The following is a 15623-nucleotide window of genomic DNA, read 5'->3' as shown; positions in this document are numbered from 1 at the left end:
TTCGTAATGCCGAGTAGCTTGTGGATCTGCACCTTTGAAGCAGCAGCTTGCGGGCGCGAGTCGTTCCGGATTGTGGCGATTGCCCCTGCTCGAACGGCTAATGTGCATGGTGTGAAGGAACATCTCGCCGTTGCGGATCGTGGCGAACGTATCGTTCAGGTTGCCCCGGCCGCGTGCGCAACGATTTGATTTCGGTTCCTGTCAGCACCATGCCGGGCCTCATAGGTATCCTCGATGAAGTAATCGTGGACGCCTTCTTATTTTGCGCCAGAGGCTTGTCGAACTGATCCTTCTTGCCCACTTTCCTTCATCTCCTCCCATAATAAGCCGGAAAATATATTATACCACGTTCGAGCAAAGCGAGCCAATCCGTTGTCCCGACCGTCCCCTCTTTATTTACCCAAGCACTTGTCGATCAGAGCCATCCGGATAAAAAGCCCGTTCTGAGCCTGGCGGAAGTAACCGCCCGAGGATCGGCATCGACCTCTTCGGCGATCTCTCCGGCACGAGGCAGCGGATGCAGCACGATGGAATTTTTGCGCATCCGATCCAGCAGCTCGCGTCCACAATATACTGCCGGAAAGCCTTCTCGTATTCCTCAATCGACGGGAACCGCTCCTTCTGAATCCGCGTCTACACCACGTCGACATCTCCGGCAACGGAATCGAGGTCGTCGTTTCCGCGAACGGATCCCTTTCTCGTCCATATACCGTTTGACGCTGGCCGGATTTGCACATTTTCCGGCGAAATGTAATAAATCATAACGTCCTTGTAATTCGCCAAAAGTAGCTAAGCGAGTGAAACCGTCCGTCCGTAAGCGAGATCGCCGACCATCGCGATTTTCACGCCGTCGATCTGGCCAAGCTCCTTGCCGATCTATACGCGTCCAGCAAAGCCTGCGTCGGTGCTCTCCCGCGCCGTCCCCTGCATTGATGACCGGTACGCCCGATACCTTGGCCGCTCTTTGGCTGCGCCGATGTCCGTATGCCGCATAACGATGACATCGCTGTAGCCGGTAATGATTTTGATCGTATCCTCAAGCGTCTCGCCTTGATCGCCGACGAGAATTGCGCCGCATTTTCCGTGCCGATGACGCTGCCGCCGAGCCCGTTCATCGCCGATTCGAAGCTCAGTCTCGTCCGCGTGCTCGCCTCGAAGAACAGCGTTGTCATGATTTACCCGTAAATCTCCGATCGCCGCCCGCAGCCACGACCTTCTCCATCTCCCGCGCCCCCGCGAACAGCCGATCCAAATCTTCCCGTCCGAACTGCTTCGCTCCGAGCACATGATACAAGTTCCGTTCCATGAGAAGTCCGCCTCCCCGATCTTGTCCGTTTTCGCACACCATTCTATCCTATAAAATACGAGGACGATTGTAAAATGGAATTCGAGCCGCCTCGACAAAAAAGGAGCCCGCCGGCAATGCCGGCGGGCCCCAAGCTCGTTACTGCTGCTTTTCTTTTTGCGTTTCGGTGGAGCCGTTTCGCCGGAAGCGAAGCCGGAGCAGGGGATTCCGTAGCTCCCGCTCCTGCGTCGGTGGAACGCGCCCTCCGCCTGCCCGATTTCCTTGCCTTCGACGGCCGCCCGGCCCCTTCTTCTTGCGCGGCTCGCCGATGATGCCGCCTTCTCCGTCATCCGTGGCACGGGAAAGCGTACCGGATATTGGAAGTCCCCACATATCCGTGCCCTTCTTCCTTTTGACGCGTGGACCGCTGACCGAGTTCACGTCCGGGTCTGATCCATTGGAGCCGGCCGCCGCGCTGATCGCGGCCTTTCTTCGCCGCGTCCGCCGCGAGCGCGTTCGGATCGAACGCAGCCGCTCCGAGCCGCTGCCGCCCTTCCGCTTCTTGCCGCCGCTCTGCAAGGCGACTCCGGCCACCGCCGTCTCGGCGACGGCGACGACTCCTTCGCGCTTGGCGCTGCTCGTCTGGGCAATATCGCCCGTACAGCGCCGTCACCCGCTTCGCCGCCTCGTTTACGGGCGACATTCTTACCGCCGCTGCCGCCTTCATTGCCATTGAACCCGCCAAGGCCTCCCTGGTCGCCCTGGACTCCAACTCGACCAAGGCTCTCCCGTTCGCCATTATGGCCGCCCGAGTCTCCGGTTCCACCCGGCGCGCCTCGTCCGCCTTTTTTCGCACCCGGGCTCCGGCTCCGCCGAAGCTCCCGCGCTCACTCTCTTGCCCTTGCCGCCGCCCGGCTGAGCCTTGCCTTTGCCTCTGCGATCGCCCTGACCGCCTCCGCGTCCGGCGACCGCTCCGAACCCGCCGCCCGAGCCGCCGGAGCCGCGCTTCTTGCGCTTGCCCCGAATCCGGCCCCGCCTCCGCGCGAATCGACGAAATTCACTCGGCCGCCGCCATAGCTGCGCGGCTTCATATCGACCAGTTCGAAATCAATCGTATGTCGTCCATGCTCACCCGCGCGACACGGATTTTCACTTCGTCGCCGATGCGGTATATTTTCGAAGTCCGTTCGCCGATCAACGCCATATGCAGCTCATGGAAGTGATAGTAATCGTCCGTCATATCGCTGAGACGAATGAGCCCTCGACCGTATTTTCCAGCTCGATGAACATCCCGAAGCTTGTCACGCCGCTGACCATGCCTTCGAATTCCTCGCCGATCTTGTCCAGCATGAACTCGGCCTTCTTCAGCTTCTCCGTGTCCCGCTCGCATCGACCGCCGTCCGCTCGCGCTCCGACGACTGCTGCGCCACTTCTGGCATTTTCGCGTTCAGAACGTCGAATCGGCCTTCCGCAGCGCCCCGCCGTTCTCGATCACCTCGCGCATGACGCGGTGGATCATCAAATCCGGATAACGACGAATCGGAGACGTGAAGTGCGAATAAACTCGGCGGCAAGCCCGAAGTGCCCGAGACTCTGAGCGTCGTACTTCGCCTGCTTCATCGAACGAAGCATCATCGTGCTGATGACCGTCTCTTCCTTCTTCCCGCGAATTTCCTCCAGCAGCGTCTGTAGAGCGCGCGGGTGAACCGAGTTGCCCTTGCCGCGCACCGCGTAACCGAAGTTGCCCGCGAATTGCATGAAATGAACGAGCTTGTCGCCTTCCGGCTCCTCGTGAATCCGGTACAGGAACGGCACCTTCAACCAGTGAAAATGCTCCGCAACCGTCTCGTTAGCCGCCAGCATGAACTCTTCGATAATCTGCTCGGCGATCGACCGTTCTCTTTTAATTATTTCGTACGGCTGCCCTGCTCGTCCACCAGCACCTTCGATTCCTGAAAATCGAAATCGATCGCGCCGCGCTTCATCCGCTGCCCGCGAAGCTCCATCGCCAAATCGCGCATCAGCTTGAACGTATCCACCAGATCGGCGTAACGCTCGGACACTTCCGGATCCTCGTCTTGCACGATTTTGCGGACGTGTGGTAGGTCATCCGTTCCTTCGTTCGAATAACGCTCGTGAAAATGTCGTGCCGAACCCGACGCATCGTCCGAGGGTCGAACTCCATCTCGCAAGACATCGTCAGCCTGTCCACCTTCGGTTAAGCGAGCAAATCCCGTTGGACAGCCGATGCGGAAGCATCGGAATGACGCGATCGACCAAGTAGACGCTCGTCCCGCGATTGTACGCTTCCTCGTCGAGCTTCGATTTCTCCCGAACGTAATAGCTGACGTCGGCGATATGGACGCCCAGCAGCCAGTTGCCGTTTTCCAACACTTCGACGTTGACGGCATCGTCCAAATCCTTGGCGTCCTCGCCATCTATCGTAACGATAACCTTATTCCGCAAATCGCGCCCCTTGGGAGACGATCTCGTCCTCCGTAATTACCTCGGGAGCGGCTTCAGCTTCCGCGAGCACCTCCTCGGGAACCCTTCCGGCAGCCCGTGCTTACGGATGATGCTAAGAATATCGACGCCCGGCTCGTCTTTGTTTCCGAGAATTTCGACGATTTCGCCTTCTGCGGCGGAGCGCCCTTCCGGGTATTTAACGATCTTAACGACGACCTTCTGTCCGGAAGCCGCCGAGGAACGACTCCTGCCGAATGAAGATGTCCTTGTTGATCCGCTTGTCGTCGGGCACGACGAACCCGAACGAATCGTGGCTCGTGAACAAGCCGACGACCTGCGTGACCGCGCGCTTCACTACGCGGACAACCTCGCCTTCCAGCCTTGAGCCGTTGTCGCTCTTGGACGTTACCCGAACGAGAACCGTATCCCCGTTCATTGCGCTTTGCAGATCGTTCGCGTGAATATAGACGTCCGGATGGTCCGGCTCCTCCGGCAGCAGGAAAGCGAAGCCCTTCGGATGGGCCTGCAGCCTGCCCGCAGCAAGTTCATTCTCTCCGGCACGCCGTAACGATCCGTGCGCGTCAATAAGATTTTTCCTTCGTTCTCCATTTCGCGTCAGCATGCGCAAAAAAGCTTTGAACTCCTCCGCGTTCGCAATGCCAAAATGCTTCTCTAGTTCCTGGTACGTCATCGGTTTATACGCCGTTTCGCGCATAAAGTCGAGCAGCTCCTGCTCCGTACACAATGGCATCCGTTATCACCTCGTCCTATGTATAGTATATACCCATTGCTGCTCCGGCAACCAAATCGGAAGACATCGCCGACCTCCTGCGAGGACGGATTACCCTCTATATCGGCACCTTTCCTCTATTGGAAAAGTTTTCATCGCGCCATAGCAACAAAAAAAGCAGGAAGCACGCGCTTCCTGCTTGTTCTCGATTGTTCCGCTAGCTGGTTTTTACGACGTACGCAACGACCAGGGAAAGGACGAAGAAGCCAACCGCCAATCCGATCGTGAGACGTTGAAGGAACAAATCCAGACCGCGAGCTTTCTGCTTACCGAACAAGTGCTCCGCGCCCCCGGTAATCGCACCGGACAGGCCAGCGCTCTTCCCGCGCTGCAACAGAACGACGGTAATCATGCCCAAAGAGAAAATAACAAGCAACACTTTTAAGAAAACGACCACCGCTTACACCCCCCAAATGCCGAGACACGAAGACTTGCATAATAATGAATATACACAAAAACAGTATTTTCATTGTACCACACGCCTTAGGCTTGACAACCTAATCCCGCTCGTTCGAAGCAAGTCCCGAAAAGAGATATTCGACAAAATTTGCAATTGTCGCTGGAGCATATTGCCTATGATTAGACATCGGTGTACAGTAGGTTTATGTTAAATTTCATCACATGAAGGTGACGCACATGTTCAAAATAACATCACGCTCTCATACCGAGATTGCCGCTCAGCTCCAGCGTTTCGCCGACGGAGATTTCACGGCAGTCGCCTCCCCCGTTGCCGCCAAGAGGAAAAACGATTCGCTCCTGTTCACGCTCCGCCGATCGTCCAACAGCTTACGCACGTTGCTTCGCCTCGTCTTCCGCTCTTCCCGCGAGCTTGGAGATCGCCTGGACTCCGTCACGCAGCGATCCGAGATCATCTCGGGCCAGGCCGCGACGGTGACGAATACGATCCAGGAAGTAACTCTCGGCGTACAAGAAGCCGCAGAGAACGTCCAACGAATGTCCGAAGAGATCGCCGTCATCCACGGCAACCTGCAGGAGCTTCAGCTCCATTCCGACGACATTTCCGCCTCCTCCTCGACTTATAGAAGCACCGTCGAGCAAGGACTTGAAGCGATGGGCGTCTGACGGGAACGCTGGAGACGATGGTCGGCGATTCCGAGGAAATGACGGCCGAAATGCGGGAATTTCGAGAAGCTTTCGTCATGATCGCCAACATGTCAAAGCTGATCGACGACATAGCGAGCCAGACCCAGCTGCTAGCCCTGAACGCCAACATTGAGGCGGCACGCGCTGGAGATCATGGCACAGGCTTTGCGGTCGTCGCCCAAGAGGTATCCAAGCTCGCGCTGCAAACCCGGGAATCCGCCGTCCGCATCACCGAACAGATGACAGCAGCGACGCGGCGAAGCGGCCGTCTTGAGGAAGCCGTCGAACGGATGAAGGCATCCGTTCTCGAAAGCTCTTCCGCCATGGAAGAAACGACCGAACGCTTCAAAGGATTCGCCAAATTCATCGCCGATACCGACGGCCAACTGCAGCGAATGAACGGCAACCTCCGCGCCGTGACCGACTCGACCTCCTCCCTCTCCGAGGCGGTCATGAGTACGTCCGCGATGGTCGAGCAGATGGCGGCCGGAACCGAGGAAGCGCTCGCCTCCGTCGACGTCCAGCAGCACAACATCCTCTCCATGAACGAATCGTTCGGCAAGCTGTCAGCACCGGCATGTCGCTCCGTTCAGCCGTTTCCCAGTTCAAGCTTCCGGCAGAGAACGGAATGACCCCTCTTTCCTCCGCAATCGAGAGCTGGATGGAAGGAGCACTCGGGGTACGAGCCATTATGCTGTCCATGATTGAGTGCCGCGCTCCCGAAGACATCCGGCTTGGAACGAGCGCAAGCTCGCGATGGAGCAGCAGCTGGAGCAACGGTTCGAAGAGCTTGCCGTTCATTGTGCGGATTCGCGAGATAGCCGCTGTCTCGCCGAGCTTCGCGAAGCTTGGGAAAGCTTCCATCGGACCAAAGATCGCAATGCGGGCTACATGCTGAACGGCGAATACGAAAAAGCGCGCCAAGGTCTGACCCAACAAGGACGGCAATTGTTCAAGGCGCGCTGGATCATGCCATTCAATGGATGGAAGACGAGCCTATCGCCGTCTGATCAGAAGAAATCCGCCAAATAAGTCGGGCCGCGGGAATCCGGCGCTCCATAATCGCCAGCGCCTCCTCTTCGGCCTTCAATCTCCCTACAGAGGCGAACGCTGCCGGACGTCGTCCTCCGGCGAGCATTGCAGTCCATGTCTGAATGTCGCACGCAGCCGAGGAATTCCCGGAGCCGCCATCTCTGTCCGCTCGACCAAGGCCGATCGTCCGTTCGCGGGAATCGTCAACCGGAACCAGCCGTCGTTCCAATCCGCCCGTTCATCCTCTACCCGGATCGCCAATACATCCTCCCGCTCGGAAGCCGCAAAGGAATACGGCTCGATGAACCGCTCCACATCCACGATACGACATGAAATAAGGCAACAGCTCTTGCTTGAACCGCGGCTCCGGCAGCAAGAAAGGCAGGTCATCGTCCTCCGGGCCATCATGACGAGCTGATCGATCATCGAATCGTGATTGCCAATGAAGCTCCACAACGCCGCCCGAGCCGTTTCGGTCGTATGCACCCACTCATGTATCCGCATCTTGCGGTCCGCCGCCTCATACAGCAAATAACCTTCCGCGATTCCGTCCGGATTTCGGTATAGAGCGGCCACCCCCGGCTTGGACAGCACCTTTCTCTCCCACCAGTCGTCCGTTCTCGCCAGCGTACAGCTATATTTGCAGCGTATTGTTCGTACACGTCGTTCAGCAGTTCCGAACGTTTCGGCACAATGGCAACCGTCCCCGGCACATCTGCCCGAGGAGGAAAATGCTTCGTCTCGATCGTGTACTGCTTTCTCGTCACCGTCAGCTCATACCCGTATTTGCGGTAAAAGGAACCGAGAACGGATGCAGCATGCTGATCGTCTGTCCCGCTTCGCGCATTTTTCGGAGCGCATGGTGAAGCAGCTTGGTCACTCCCCCTTGCCTGCGCGCGTCCGCCAACTGGATACGCTCGCGACTCCGCCCATTTTCATCCGAACACCGTGGATCCACACCTCAAGCGGCAAAATAGACAAATTCGTCAGCAGCCTGCCATTCTCGTCGAACAGCCCCCAATGATTGTCTGCACGGAACGATTCGCGCTCCTTTTCCACTCGCTCCGGCGCATTTGAATTTGAAAGGCGAACTGCCACAGCGCCATCAGATCATCGAATTCGTTCTCTCGAACATTCCTTAACGTCATCATTGGATGCTTATCCTCTTTTCCGTTGATTTCATACCTATGCTTTCATCTTAACGAACCGTGCGAGCAAGGCCAAAAAAAGAACCCGCATCGCTGCCGGACCCTCAATTCGTGTCATATTTACCAATCCAAGATGTATGGCGGGACTTAATTCCAGCCGCGTTCCTTGAACCACGCAAAATTGAGCTGCGCACTCTCCAGAGACGAGATGTCGTACCGCTCCTGCTCGATAATGACGTACTCGACGCCCGCTTGCTCGCTTGCGGCAAGAGCGGGTGTCCCAGTCGACCGTGCCGCGGCCGATTTCCGTATCGACGCCGTCGGTTTGAAATCCTTTGCGTGAACGAGCGGCAGGCGACCCGCATATTTAGCGACGTAAGCAGCCGGGTCTTGCCCTGCGACTTTTATCCAACCAAGATCGAATTCGGCGAACAGCTTGTTTGCCGGGATGCTTTCCAACAATTCGTCGATAATCAGCTGCCGCTTGGAGCCGGCTTGAATTCGAACGCGTGATTTGGTAGCCGAACGCAAGCCCCGCTGCCGTCACGACATCGGCGGCGCGCCCGAGCGTATCGATGAACTTAGCCACATCGCCCGCTGTCGGGTTTTCCGGCAACGGATACCCCGCACGACGAATTTCGGAAGTCCGAGCTCGATCGCGTATTCGATCTGTTGCTTCAATTCTCTTCCAGCTTCTCCGGCTCGTTCACGGTCAATCCGACGTGCGCGGACGATGCATGGAGACCGTTGTCGGCGAGAGCCTGCTTCAAATCTTTGGCGGAAACTCCGTAATACCCGGCCAGCTCTACGTTCTTGTATCCGATTTCAGCAATCTGTCTAATGTGCCAAGGAAGTCTTTTTCCGCGAGGTCGCGTACGGAATACAATGAATGCCCAACTGCGGTTACTCATCTGTTCATCCACCAATCTATCGTTAGAGTGTCATCCCCCCTTCATTATAGGCAAAAAAGTCACTCCCCACGAGGAAGTTTTTGCCCACTTTTTATGGCATTTGGTTTCCACTTTATCCGAGCTAGCCGCGCCGCAGGAGGCCGATAATTCTGCAGCCTCTATCGACGAACTCCCGCACCAGATTGTCGTCGGCATCGTGATTGATCATTCCCAGTCCCTGACGTATGAGAAGTACGACCAACCGGTAGCCTCGGATCTCCCGCAACAGCTCGCCCGCCGCCTGCCCTTGCTCGATGAGACGAGTCAGTGCGGTGACGATTTCGCTCGAATAGGCGAAGACGGCCTTCGACTGCTTGTCGAACACGGCTGGCTGGCTTAGAACGATTTGAACGATTCTTAAATACGACCCCTCCGAATATGAGATTCGACCTGTTCCTTGACGATAAGCTCCAGAATGCGCCCGGGCGCTCCTTCTTGGCTAAAAGCTTTCGCAGCCGCGAAGACTCCTCCTCAAGGACCTTGTATAATCGCGTCCAGCAGCTCCTCCTTGCTTAAAAATACGTAAACACCGCCGCATGGCTCATACCCGCTTCCTTGGCGATCTCGGACACGGTCGTTCGCGAAAAAACCCCTCGTGAAAAACAACGAAGAGGCTGCATCTATAATTTGTTGTCGCCTTTTCCCGCAATGCTACTTGACCGTTCTTGACATTCGCATCACCCCGCCCAATTATATCATCTAAGCTGAATATTTACATTAACTGATCAGTCAGTTATATTATAATTGAAAAGCAGAAGGAGGCAATCACATGTCACTATTCAAAAGCGAAACCCAGCTCCCTGGACACGAGCGGCTTCATGACCGTCCGGCACCTCACCTTGAAAAGGACATCCTATGAAATCGGCAGCCATCTGGCGTCGTTGGCGCGATCGCGCCACCATGTGGAGCCCCGCGAACCTTCCGAGACGTTGCGCAACGGTTCAGAGAATACGTCCAGAGCGCTACCCTATCCATTTCGAGAGGATGAAAGGATTGCGGCCGCTTTTGACTCAAAGCGGATGACGACGAATTGACTTCAACCAATTGATGTACCAAATAGAGCTTCAGATGCTAAGGTGCTCCGACGACGCGGGAGATTCTCCGACGCTTCCCGGTCGTCCATCGTCTTCAAGAAAATGTCGAAGTGCGGCTGAGGAACCCTTGCCCCGATTTTTCTTTGAAGAGGATAGAACACGGCGCGAGCATCCGAAGGGCTCCATATTGTACATCAAGGTTTGAAGTCCAATTCGTCGTCATCCAGCTTTGAGTCAAAAGCGGCCGCAATCCCTTTCATCCTCTCGAAATGATAGGTAGCGCCTCTGACGTATTCCCTCTGAACCGGTTGCGCAACGTCTCGGAAGGTTGACGCGGGCTCCACATGTGGCGCAGATCGCGCCAACGACGCCAGATGGCTGCCGATTTCATAGATGTCCCTTTCAAGTGAGGTGCCGACGGTCATGAAGCCGCTCGTGTCCAAAGGAGCTGGTTTCGCTTTTGAAATAGTGACATGTGATTGCCTCTTCTGCTTTCAATTATAATATAAACTGACTGATCAGTTAATGTAAATATTCAGCTTAGATGATATAATTGGGCGGGTGATGCGAATGTCAAGAACGGTCAATGTAGCATTGGGAAAAGAAGCGACCAACAAATTATAGATGCAGCCTCTTCGTTGTTTTCCACGAGGGTTTTTCGCGACGACCGTTCCGAGATCGCCAAGGAAGCGGGTATGAGCCATGCGCCGTGTTTACGTATTTTCAAGCAAGGAGAGCTGCGACGCGATTATACAAGGTCCCTGAAGAGGAGTCTTCGCGGCTGCGAAAGCTTCTTAGCCAAGAAGGAGCGCCCGGGCGCATTCTGAGCTTATCGTCAAGGAACAGGTCGAATCTCATATTCGGAAGGGGTCGTATTTAAGAATCGTTCAAATCTTCTAAGCCAGCCAGCCGTGTTCGACAAGCAGTCGAAGGCCGTCTTCGCCTATTCGAGCGAAATCGTCACCGCACTGACTCGTCTCATCGAGCAAGGGCAGGCGCGGGCGAGCTGTTGCCGGAGATCCCGAGGCTACCGTTGTCTACTTCTCATACGTCAGCGGACTGGGAATGATCAATCACGATGCCGACGACAATCTGGTGCGGGAGTTCGTCGATAGAGGCTGCAGAATTATCGCCTCCTGCGGCGCGGCTAGCTCGGAAAAGTGGAAACCCCAAATGCCATAAAAAGTGGGCAAAAACCTTCCTCGTGGGGAGTGACTTTTTGCCTATAAATGAAGGGATGACACTCTAACGATAGATTGGTGGATGAACAGATGAGTAAACCGCAGTTGGGCATTCAATTGTATTCCACGCGACCTCGCCGGAAAAAGACTTCCTTGCACCATTAGACAGATTGCTGAAATCGGATACAAGAACGTAGAGCTGGCCGGTATTACGGAGTTTCCGCCAAAGATTTGAAGCAGGCTCTCGCCGACAACGGTCTCCATGCATCGTCCGCGCACGTCGGATTGACCGTGAACGAGCCGGAGAAGCTGGAAGAGAACTTGAAGCAACAGATCGAATACGCGATCGAGCTCGGACTTCCGAAATTCGTCGTGCCGGGTATCCGTTGCCGGAAAACCCGACAGCGGCGATGTGGCTAAGTTCATCGATACGCTCGGGCGCGCCGCCGATGTCGTGACGGCAGCGGGCTTGCGTTCGGCTACCACAATCACGCTTCGAATTCAAGCCGGCTCCAAGCGGCAAGCTGATTATCGACGAATTGTTGGAAGCATCCCGGGCAAACAAGCTGTTCGCCGAATTCGATCTTGGTTGGATAAAAGTCGCAGGGCAAGACCCGGCTGCTTACGTCGCTAAATATTGCGGTCGCCTGCCGCTCGTTCACGCAAAGGATTTCAAACCCGACGGCGTCGATACGGAAATCGGCCGCGGCACGTCGACTGGGACACCGCTCTTGCCGCAAGCGAGCAAGCGGGCGTCGAGTACGTCATTATCGAGCAGGAGCGTACGACATCTCGTCTCTGGAAAGTGCGCAGCTCAATTTTGCGTGGTTCAAGGAACGCGGCTGGAATTAAGTCCCGCCATACATCTTGGATTGGTAAATATGACACGAATTGAGGGTCCGGCAGCGATGCCGGGTTCTTTTTTTGGCCTTGCTCGCACGTTCGGTTAAGATGAAAGCATAGGTATGAAATCAACGGAAAAGAGGATAAGCATCCAATGATGACGTTAAGGAATGTTCGAGAGAACGAATTCGATGATCTGATGGCGCTGTGGCAGTTCGCCTTTCAAATTCAAATGCCCGCCGGAGCGAGTGGAAAAGGAGCGCGAATCGTTCCGTGCAGACAATCATTGGGGCTGTTCGACGAGAATGGCAGGCTGCTGACGAATTTGTCTATTTTGCCGCTTGAGGTGTGGATCCACGGTGTTCGGATGAAAATGCGGCGAGTCGCGAGCGTATCCAGTTGGCCGGACGCGCGCAGGCAAGGGAGTGACCAAGCTGCTTCACCATGCGCTCCGAAAAAATGCGCGAAGCGGACAGACGATCAGCATGCTGCATCCGTTCTCGGTTCCCTTTTACCGCAAATACGGTATGAGTGCTGACGGTGACGAGAAAGCAGTACACGATCGAGACGAAGCATTTTCCTCCTCGGCAGATGTGCCGGACGGTTGCCATTGTGCCGAAACGTTCGGAACTGCTGAACGACGTGTACGAACAATACGCTGCAAAATATAGCTGTACGCTGGCGAGAACGGACGACTGGTGGAGAGAAAGGTGCTGTCCAAGCCGGGTGGCCCTCTATACCGAAATCCGGACGGAATCGCGGAAGTTATTTGCTGTATGAGGCGCGCGGACCGCAAAATGCGGATACATGAGTGGGTGCATACGACCGAAACGGCTCGGGCGGCGTTGTGGAGCTTCATTGGCAATCACGATTCGATGATCGATCAGCTCGTCATGATGGCCCCGGAGGACGATGACCTGCCTTTCTTGCTGCCGGAGCGCGCGTTCAAGCAAGAGCTGTTGCCTTATTTCATGTCGCGTATCGTGGATGTGGAGCGGTTCATCGAGCCGTATTCCTTTGCGGCTTCCGAGCGGGAGGATGTATTGGCGATCCGGGTAGAGGATGAACGGGCGGATTGGAACGACGGCTGGTTCCGTTGACGATTCCCGCGAACGGACGATCGGCCTTGGTCGAGCGGACAGAGATGGCGGCTCCGGAATTCCCTCGGCTGCGTGCGACATTCAGACATGGACTGCAATGCTCGCCGGAGGACGACCCCGCAGCGTTCGCCTCTGTAGGGAGATTGAAGGCCGAAGAGGAGGCGCTGGCGATTATGGAGCGCCGGATTCCCCGCGGCCCGACTTATTTGGCGGATTTCTTCTGATCAGACGGCGATAGGCTCGTCTTCCATCCATTGAATGGCATGATCCAGCGCCGCCTTGAACAATTGCCGTCCTTGTTGGTCAGACCTTGGCGCGCTTTTCGTATTCGCCGTTCAGCATGTAGCCCGCATTGCGATCTTTGGTCCGATGGAAGCTTTCCCAAGCTTCGCGAAGCTCGGCGAGACAGCGGCTATCTCGCGAATCCGCACAATGAACGCAAGCTCTTCGAACCGTTGCTCCAGCTGCTGCTCCATCGCGAGCTTGCGCTCGTTCCAAGCCCGGATGTCTTCGGGAGCGCGGCACTCAATCATGGACAGCATAATGGCTCGTACCCCGAGTGCTCCTTCCATCCAGCTCTCGATTGCGGAGGAAAGACGGGGTCATTCCGTTCTCTGCCGGAAGCTTGAACTGTGGAAACGGCTGAACGGAGCGACATGCCGGTGCTGACAGCTTGCCGAACCGATTCGTTCATGGAGAGGATGTTGTTTGCTGCTGGACGTCGACGGAGGCGAGCGCTTCCTCGGTTCCGCCCCGCCATCTGCTCGACCATCGCGGACGTACTCATGACCGCCTCGGAGAGGAGGAGGTCGAGTCGGTCACGGCGCGGAGGTTGCCGTTCATTCGCTGCAGTTGGCCGTCGTATCGCGATGAATTTGGCGAATCCTTTGAAGCGTTCGGTCGTTTCTTCCATGGCGGAAGAGCTTTCGAAACGGATGCCTTCATCCGTTCGACGGCTTCCTCAAGACGCCGCTTCGCCGCGTCGCTGCTGTCATCTGTTCGGTGATGCGGACGGCGGATTCCCGGGTTTGCAGCGCGAGCTTGGATACCTCTTGGGCGACGACCGCAAAGCCTGTGCCATGATCTCCAGCGCGTGCCGCCTCAATGTTGGCGTTCAGGCTAGCAGCTGGGTCTGCCTCGCTATGTCGTCGATCAGCTTTGACATGTTGGCGATCATGACGAAAGCTTCTCAAATTCCCGCATTTCGGCCGTCATTTCCTCGGAATCGCCGACATCGTCTCCAGCGTTCCCGTCAGACGCCCCATCGCTTCAAGTCCTTGCTCGACGGTGCTTCTATAAGTCGAGGAGGAGGCGAAATGTCGTCGGAATGGAGCTGAAGCTCCTGCAGGTTGCCGTGGATGACGGCGATCTCTTCGGACATTCGTTGGACGTTCTCTGCGGCTTCTTGTACGCCGAGAGTACTTCCTGGATCGTATTCGTCACCGTCGCGGCCTGGCCCGAGATGATCTCGGATCGCTGCGTGACGGAGTCCAGGCGATCTCCAAGCTCGCGGGAAGAGCGGAAGACGAGGCGAAGCAACGTGCGTAAGCTGTTGGACGATCGGCGGAGCGTGAACAGGAGCGAATCGTTTTTCCTCTTGGCGGCAACGGGGGAGCGACTGCCTGAAATTCCGTCGGCGAAACGCTGGAGCTGAGCGGCAATCTCGTATGAGAGAGCGTGATGTTATTTTAACATGTGCGTCACCTTCATGTGATGAAATTAAACATAAACCTACTGTACACCGATGTCTAATCATAGGCAATATGCTCCAGCGACAATTTGCAAATTTGTCGAATATCTCTTTTCGGACTTGCTTCGACGAGCGGATTAGGTTGTCAAGCCTAAGGCGTGTGGTACAATGAAAATACTGTTTTTGTGTATATTCATTAATTATGCAAGTCTTCGTGTCTCGCATTTGGGGGTGTAAGCGGTGGTCGTTTTCTTAAAAAGTTTGCTTGTTATTTTCTCTTTGGCATGATTACCGTCGTTCTGTTGCAGCGCGGAAGAAGCGCTGGCCTGTCCGGCGCGATTACCGGGGGCGCGGAGCACTTGTTCGGTAAGCAGAAAGCTCGCGGTCTGGATTTGTTCCTCAACGTCTCACGATCGGATTGGCGGTTGGCTTCTTCGTCCTTTCCCTGGTCGTTGCGTACGTCGTAAAAACCAGCTAGCCGGAACAATCGAGAACAAGCAGGAAGCGCGTGCTTCCTGCTTTTTTTGTTGCTATGGCGCGATGAAAACTTTTCCAATAGAGGAAAGGTGCCGATATAGAGGGTAATCCTCCTCGCAGGAGGTCGGGCCATGTCTTCCGATTTGGTTGCCGAGCAGCAGCAATGGGTATATACTATACATAGGACGAGGTGATAACGGATGCCATTGTTACGGAGCAGGAGCTGCTCGACTTTATGCGCGAACGGCGTATAAACCGATGACGTACCAGGAACTAGAGAAGCATTTGGCATTGCGAACGCGAGGAGTTCAAAACTTTTTTGCGCATGCTGACCGAAATGGAGAACGAAGGAAAAATCTTATTGACGCGCACGGATCGTTACGGCGTGCCGGAGAGATATGAACTTGCTGCGGGCAGGCTGCAGCCCATCCGAAGGCTTCGCTTTCCTGCTGCCGGAGAGCCGGACCATCCGGACGTCTATATTCACGCGAACGATCTGCAAAGCGCAATGAACGGGGATACG

At 55.8% G+C, this 15623-nt stretch carries 31 protein-coding genes and 5 pseudogenes; 12 read left to right on the top strand and 24 right to left on the bottom strand.

What is annotated here, in order from left to right:
• From D3H35_RS00635 to secG (D3H35_RS00615), 14 genes and pseudogenes are all read right to left on the bottom strand, one after another.
• Window positions 1-301 (bottom strand): annotated as a pseudogene (locus tag D3H35_RS00635) (SsrA-binding protein); the annotation flags it as partial.
• Window positions 302-415: 114 nt separating this feature from the next.
• Window positions 416-544, bottom strand: a complete 129-nt coding sequence (locus D3H35_RS33340) for a hypothetical protein (protein ID WP_267901328.1) — start codon at window positions 542-544, stop codon at window positions 416-418.
• A 298-nt stretch (window positions 545-842) separates the two neighbouring features.
• A complete protein-coding gene (locus D3H35_RS00630) occupies window positions 843-1172 on the bottom strand; it encodes a hypothetical protein (RefSeq protein ID WP_119147333.1) in 330 nt (109 codons plus the stop codon).
• Window positions 1169-1306: a hypothetical protein gene (locus D3H35_RS30510; RefSeq protein WP_158593873.1), complete on the bottom strand. Its 138-nt coding sequence runs from the start codon at window positions 1304-1306 to the stop codon at window positions 1169-1171. Before D3H35_RS30510 ends, D3H35_RS00630 begins: the two co-directional genes overlap by 4 nt.
• Before the next feature lie 138 nt (window positions 1307-1444).
• A complete protein-coding gene (locus tag D3H35_RS00625; protein WP_119147332.1) occupies window positions 1445-1879 on the bottom strand; it encodes a hypothetical protein in 435 nt (144 codons plus the stop codon).
• 293 nt (window positions 1880-2172) lie between these two features.
• Entirely contained in the window at window positions 2173-2346 is a 174-nt protein-coding gene (locus D3H35_RS31760) for a hypothetical protein (RefSeq protein ID WP_233567668.1), read from the bottom strand.
• Window positions 2347-2372: 26 nt separating this feature from the next.
• A complete protein-coding gene (locus D3H35_RS34510) occupies window positions 2373-2525 on the bottom strand; it encodes a hypothetical protein (protein WP_411675119.1) in 153 nt (50 codons plus the stop codon).
• Window positions 2522-2635, bottom strand: a complete 114-nt coding sequence (locus tag D3H35_RS34505; RefSeq protein ID WP_411675118.1) for a S1 RNA-binding domain-containing protein — start codon at window positions 2633-2635, stop codon at window positions 2522-2524. Before D3H35_RS34505 ends, D3H35_RS34510 begins: the two co-directional genes overlap by 4 nt.
• Before the next feature lie 97 nt (window positions 2636-2732).
• Window positions 2733-3160, bottom strand: a pseudogene (locus D3H35_RS34500) (RNB domain-containing ribonuclease).
• Between the two features lie 32 nt (window positions 3161-3192).
• Window positions 3193-3348 (bottom strand): hypothetical protein, encoded by a 156-nt coding sequence (locus tag D3H35_RS34495; RefSeq protein WP_411675117.1) that lies wholly within the window; start codon window positions 3346-3348, stop codon window positions 3193-3195.
• A gap of 136 nt (window positions 3349-3484) precedes the next feature.
• Window positions 3485-3751: an RNB domain-containing ribonuclease gene (locus tag D3H35_RS34490; RefSeq protein ID WP_411675116.1), complete on the bottom strand. Its 267-nt coding sequence runs from the start codon at window positions 3749-3751 to the stop codon at window positions 3485-3487.
• A gap of 36 nt (window positions 3752-3787) precedes the next feature.
• A complete protein-coding gene (locus D3H35_RS34485; RefSeq protein WP_411675120.1) occupies window positions 3788-3955 on the bottom strand; it encodes a hypothetical protein in 168 nt (55 codons plus the stop codon).
• A 1-nt stretch (window position 3956) separates the two neighbouring features.
• Window positions 3957-4502, bottom strand: coding sequence for a ribonuclease R family protein (locus D3H35_RS34480; RefSeq protein ID WP_411675115.1), 546 nt, complete (start codon window positions 4500-4502; stop codon window positions 3957-3959).
• 196 nt (window positions 4503-4698) lie between these two features.
• On the bottom strand, window positions 4699-4938 hold the full coding sequence (gene secG / locus D3H35_RS00615; RefSeq protein WP_119147331.1) for a preprotein translocase subunit SecG: 240 nt from the start codon (window positions 4936-4938) through the stop codon (window positions 4699-4701).
• Window positions 4939-5177: 239 nt separating this feature from the next.
• Here secG (D3H35_RS00615) and D3H35_RS00610 point away from each other — a divergent pair, with 239 nt between their 5' ends.
• From D3H35_RS00610 to D3H35_RS30200, 3 genes are all read left to right on the top strand, one after another.
• Entirely contained in the window at window positions 5178-5624 is a 447-nt protein-coding gene (locus D3H35_RS00610) for a methyl-accepting chemotaxis protein (RefSeq protein ID WP_119147330.1), read from the top strand.
• A gap of 17 nt (window positions 5625-5641) precedes the next feature.
• Window positions 5642-6277 (top strand): methyl-accepting chemotaxis protein, encoded by a 636-nt coding sequence (locus tag D3H35_RS00605; RefSeq protein ID WP_119147329.1) that lies wholly within the window; start codon window positions 5642-5644, stop codon window positions 6275-6277.
• Window positions 6278-6401: 124 nt separating this feature from the next.
• Window positions 6402-6677: a hypothetical protein gene (locus D3H35_RS30200; protein ID WP_147355688.1), complete on the top strand. Its 276-nt coding sequence runs from the start codon at window positions 6402-6404 to the stop codon at window positions 6675-6677.
• Here the strand turns inward: D3H35_RS30200 and D3H35_RS34475 are convergent.
• From D3H35_RS34475 to D3H35_RS00555, 8 genes and pseudogenes are all read right to left on the bottom strand, one after another.
• Window positions 6622-6783, bottom strand: a complete 162-nt coding sequence (locus tag D3H35_RS34475) for a hypothetical protein (protein ID WP_411675114.1) — start codon at window positions 6781-6783, stop codon at window positions 6622-6624. The genes D3H35_RS30200 and D3H35_RS34475 overlap by 56 nt on opposite strands.
• Window positions 6741-7304, bottom strand: a complete 564-nt coding sequence (locus D3H35_RS00590) for a sterol carrier protein domain-containing protein (RefSeq protein ID WP_267901329.1) — start codon at window positions 7302-7304, stop codon at window positions 6741-6743. The genes D3H35_RS34475 and D3H35_RS00590 overlap by 43 nt, the downstream gene beginning before the upstream one ends.
• A 142-nt stretch (window positions 7305-7446) precedes the next feature.
• Window positions 7447-7736 (bottom strand): annotated as a pseudogene (locus D3H35_RS31755) (GNAT family N-acetyltransferase).
• A gap of 236 nt (window positions 7737-7972) precedes the next feature.
• Complete coding sequence (locus D3H35_RS00575; protein WP_119147323.1) at window positions 7973-8356, bottom strand: sugar phosphate isomerase/epimerase family protein; 384 nt, start codon at window positions 8354-8356, stop codon at window positions 7973-7975.
• Window positions 8357-8502: 146 nt separating this feature from the next.
• Window positions 8503-8736, bottom strand: a complete 234-nt coding sequence (locus D3H35_RS00570) for a hypothetical protein (RefSeq protein WP_119147322.1) — start codon at window positions 8734-8736, stop codon at window positions 8503-8505.
• Window positions 8737-8857: 121 nt separating this feature from the next.
• Window positions 8858-9100, bottom strand: coding sequence for a hypothetical protein (locus D3H35_RS00565; protein WP_119147321.1), 243 nt, complete (start codon window positions 9098-9100; stop codon window positions 8858-8860).
• 187 nt (window positions 9101-9287) lie between these two features.
• Window positions 9288-9395 (bottom strand): helix-turn-helix domain-containing protein, encoded by a 108-nt coding sequence (locus D3H35_RS34470; protein WP_119147320.1) that lies wholly within the window; start codon window positions 9393-9395, stop codon window positions 9288-9290.
• A gap of 608 nt (window positions 9396-10003) precedes the next feature.
• Entirely contained in the window at window positions 10004-10234 is a 231-nt protein-coding gene (locus D3H35_RS00555; protein ID WP_147355687.1) for a hypothetical protein, read from the bottom strand.
• A gap of 987 nt (window positions 10235-11221) precedes the next feature.
• Here D3H35_RS00555 and D3H35_RS30195 point away from each other — a divergent pair.
• The 5 genes from D3H35_RS30195 to D3H35_RS00525 all read left to right on the top strand — a co-directional run bounded on the left by D3H35_RS30195 (window position 11222) and on the right by D3H35_RS00525 (window position 13157).
• The gene (locus D3H35_RS30195) at window positions 11222-11410 is read left to right on the top strand and encodes an apurinic/apyrimidinic endonuclease family protein (protein ID WP_147355686.1); all 189 of its coding nucleotides are present in this window, start codon (window positions 11222-11224) and stop codon (window positions 11408-11410) included.
• Window positions 11411-11987: 577 nt separating this feature from the next.
• A complete protein-coding gene (locus D3H35_RS00540) occupies window positions 11988-12371 on the top strand; it encodes a GNAT family N-acetyltransferase (RefSeq protein WP_119147316.1) in 384 nt (127 codons plus the stop codon).
• Complete coding sequence (locus D3H35_RS34465) at window positions 12259-12504, top strand: GNAT family N-acetyltransferase (RefSeq protein WP_119147315.1); 246 nt, start codon at window positions 12259-12261, stop codon at window positions 12502-12504. Before D3H35_RS00540 ends, D3H35_RS34465 begins: the two co-directional genes overlap by 113 nt.
• Before the next feature lie 105 nt (window positions 12505-12609).
• Complete coding sequence (locus tag D3H35_RS00530) at window positions 12610-12933, top strand: GNAT family N-acetyltransferase (RefSeq protein ID WP_325049972.1); 324 nt, start codon at window positions 12610-12612, stop codon at window positions 12931-12933.
• On the top strand, window positions 12909-13157 hold the full coding sequence (locus D3H35_RS00525; RefSeq protein WP_119147313.1) for a hypothetical protein: 249 nt from the start codon (window positions 12909-12911) through the stop codon (window positions 13155-13157). The genes D3H35_RS00530 and D3H35_RS00525 overlap by 25 nt, the downstream gene beginning before the upstream one ends.
• Window positions 13158-13268: 111 nt before the next feature.
• On the opposite strand, the gene D3H35_RS00520 is transcribed toward D3H35_RS00525, so the two are convergent.
• The gene (locus tag D3H35_RS00520) at window positions 13269-13475 is read right to left on the bottom strand and encodes a hypothetical protein (protein WP_119147312.1); all 207 of its coding nucleotides are present in this window, start codon (window positions 13473-13475) and stop codon (window positions 13269-13271) included.
• Window positions 13476-13606: 131 nt separating this feature from the next.
• On the opposite strand from D3H35_RS00520, the gene D3H35_RS31135 reads away from it, so the two are divergent.
• On the top strand, window positions 13607-13939 hold the full coding sequence (locus D3H35_RS31135; RefSeq protein ID WP_199728446.1) for a hypothetical protein: 333 nt from the start codon (window positions 13607-13609) through the stop codon (window positions 13937-13939).
• On the opposite strand, the gene D3H35_RS33905 is transcribed toward D3H35_RS31135, so the two are convergent.
• The gene (locus D3H35_RS33905) at window positions 13875-14126 is read right to left on the bottom strand and encodes a methyl-accepting chemotaxis protein (RefSeq protein WP_325049971.1); all 252 of its coding nucleotides are present in this window, start codon (window positions 14124-14126) and stop codon (window positions 13875-13877) included. The genes D3H35_RS31135 and D3H35_RS33905 overlap by 65 nt on opposite strands.
• A gap of 134 nt (window positions 14127-14260) precedes the next feature.
• Between D3H35_RS33905 and D3H35_RS00510 the strand changes: the two genes are divergently transcribed.
• The 3 genes and pseudogenes from D3H35_RS00510 to D3H35_RS31745 form a co-directional block, all read left to right on the top strand.
• Window positions 14261-14587: a hypothetical protein gene (locus D3H35_RS00510; protein ID WP_119147311.1), complete on the top strand. Its 327-nt coding sequence runs from the start codon at window positions 14261-14263 to the stop codon at window positions 14585-14587.
• Window positions 14588-14863: 276 nt separating this feature from the next.
• A pseudogene (gene secG, locus D3H35_RS00505) lies at window positions 14864-15101 on the top strand (preprotein translocase subunit SecG).
• 204 nt (window positions 15102-15305) lie between these two features.
• Window positions 15306-15623 (top strand): annotated as a pseudogene (locus D3H35_RS31745) (ribonuclease R); the annotation flags it as partial.

Origin of the sequence: Cohnella faecalis, assembly GCF_003570905.1 — a bacterium.
Lineage (GTDB): Bacteria > Bacillota > Bacilli > Paenibacillales > Paenibacillaceae > Cohnella > Cohnella faecalis.
This window is presented reverse-complemented; position numbering and strand designations above follow the sequence as displayed.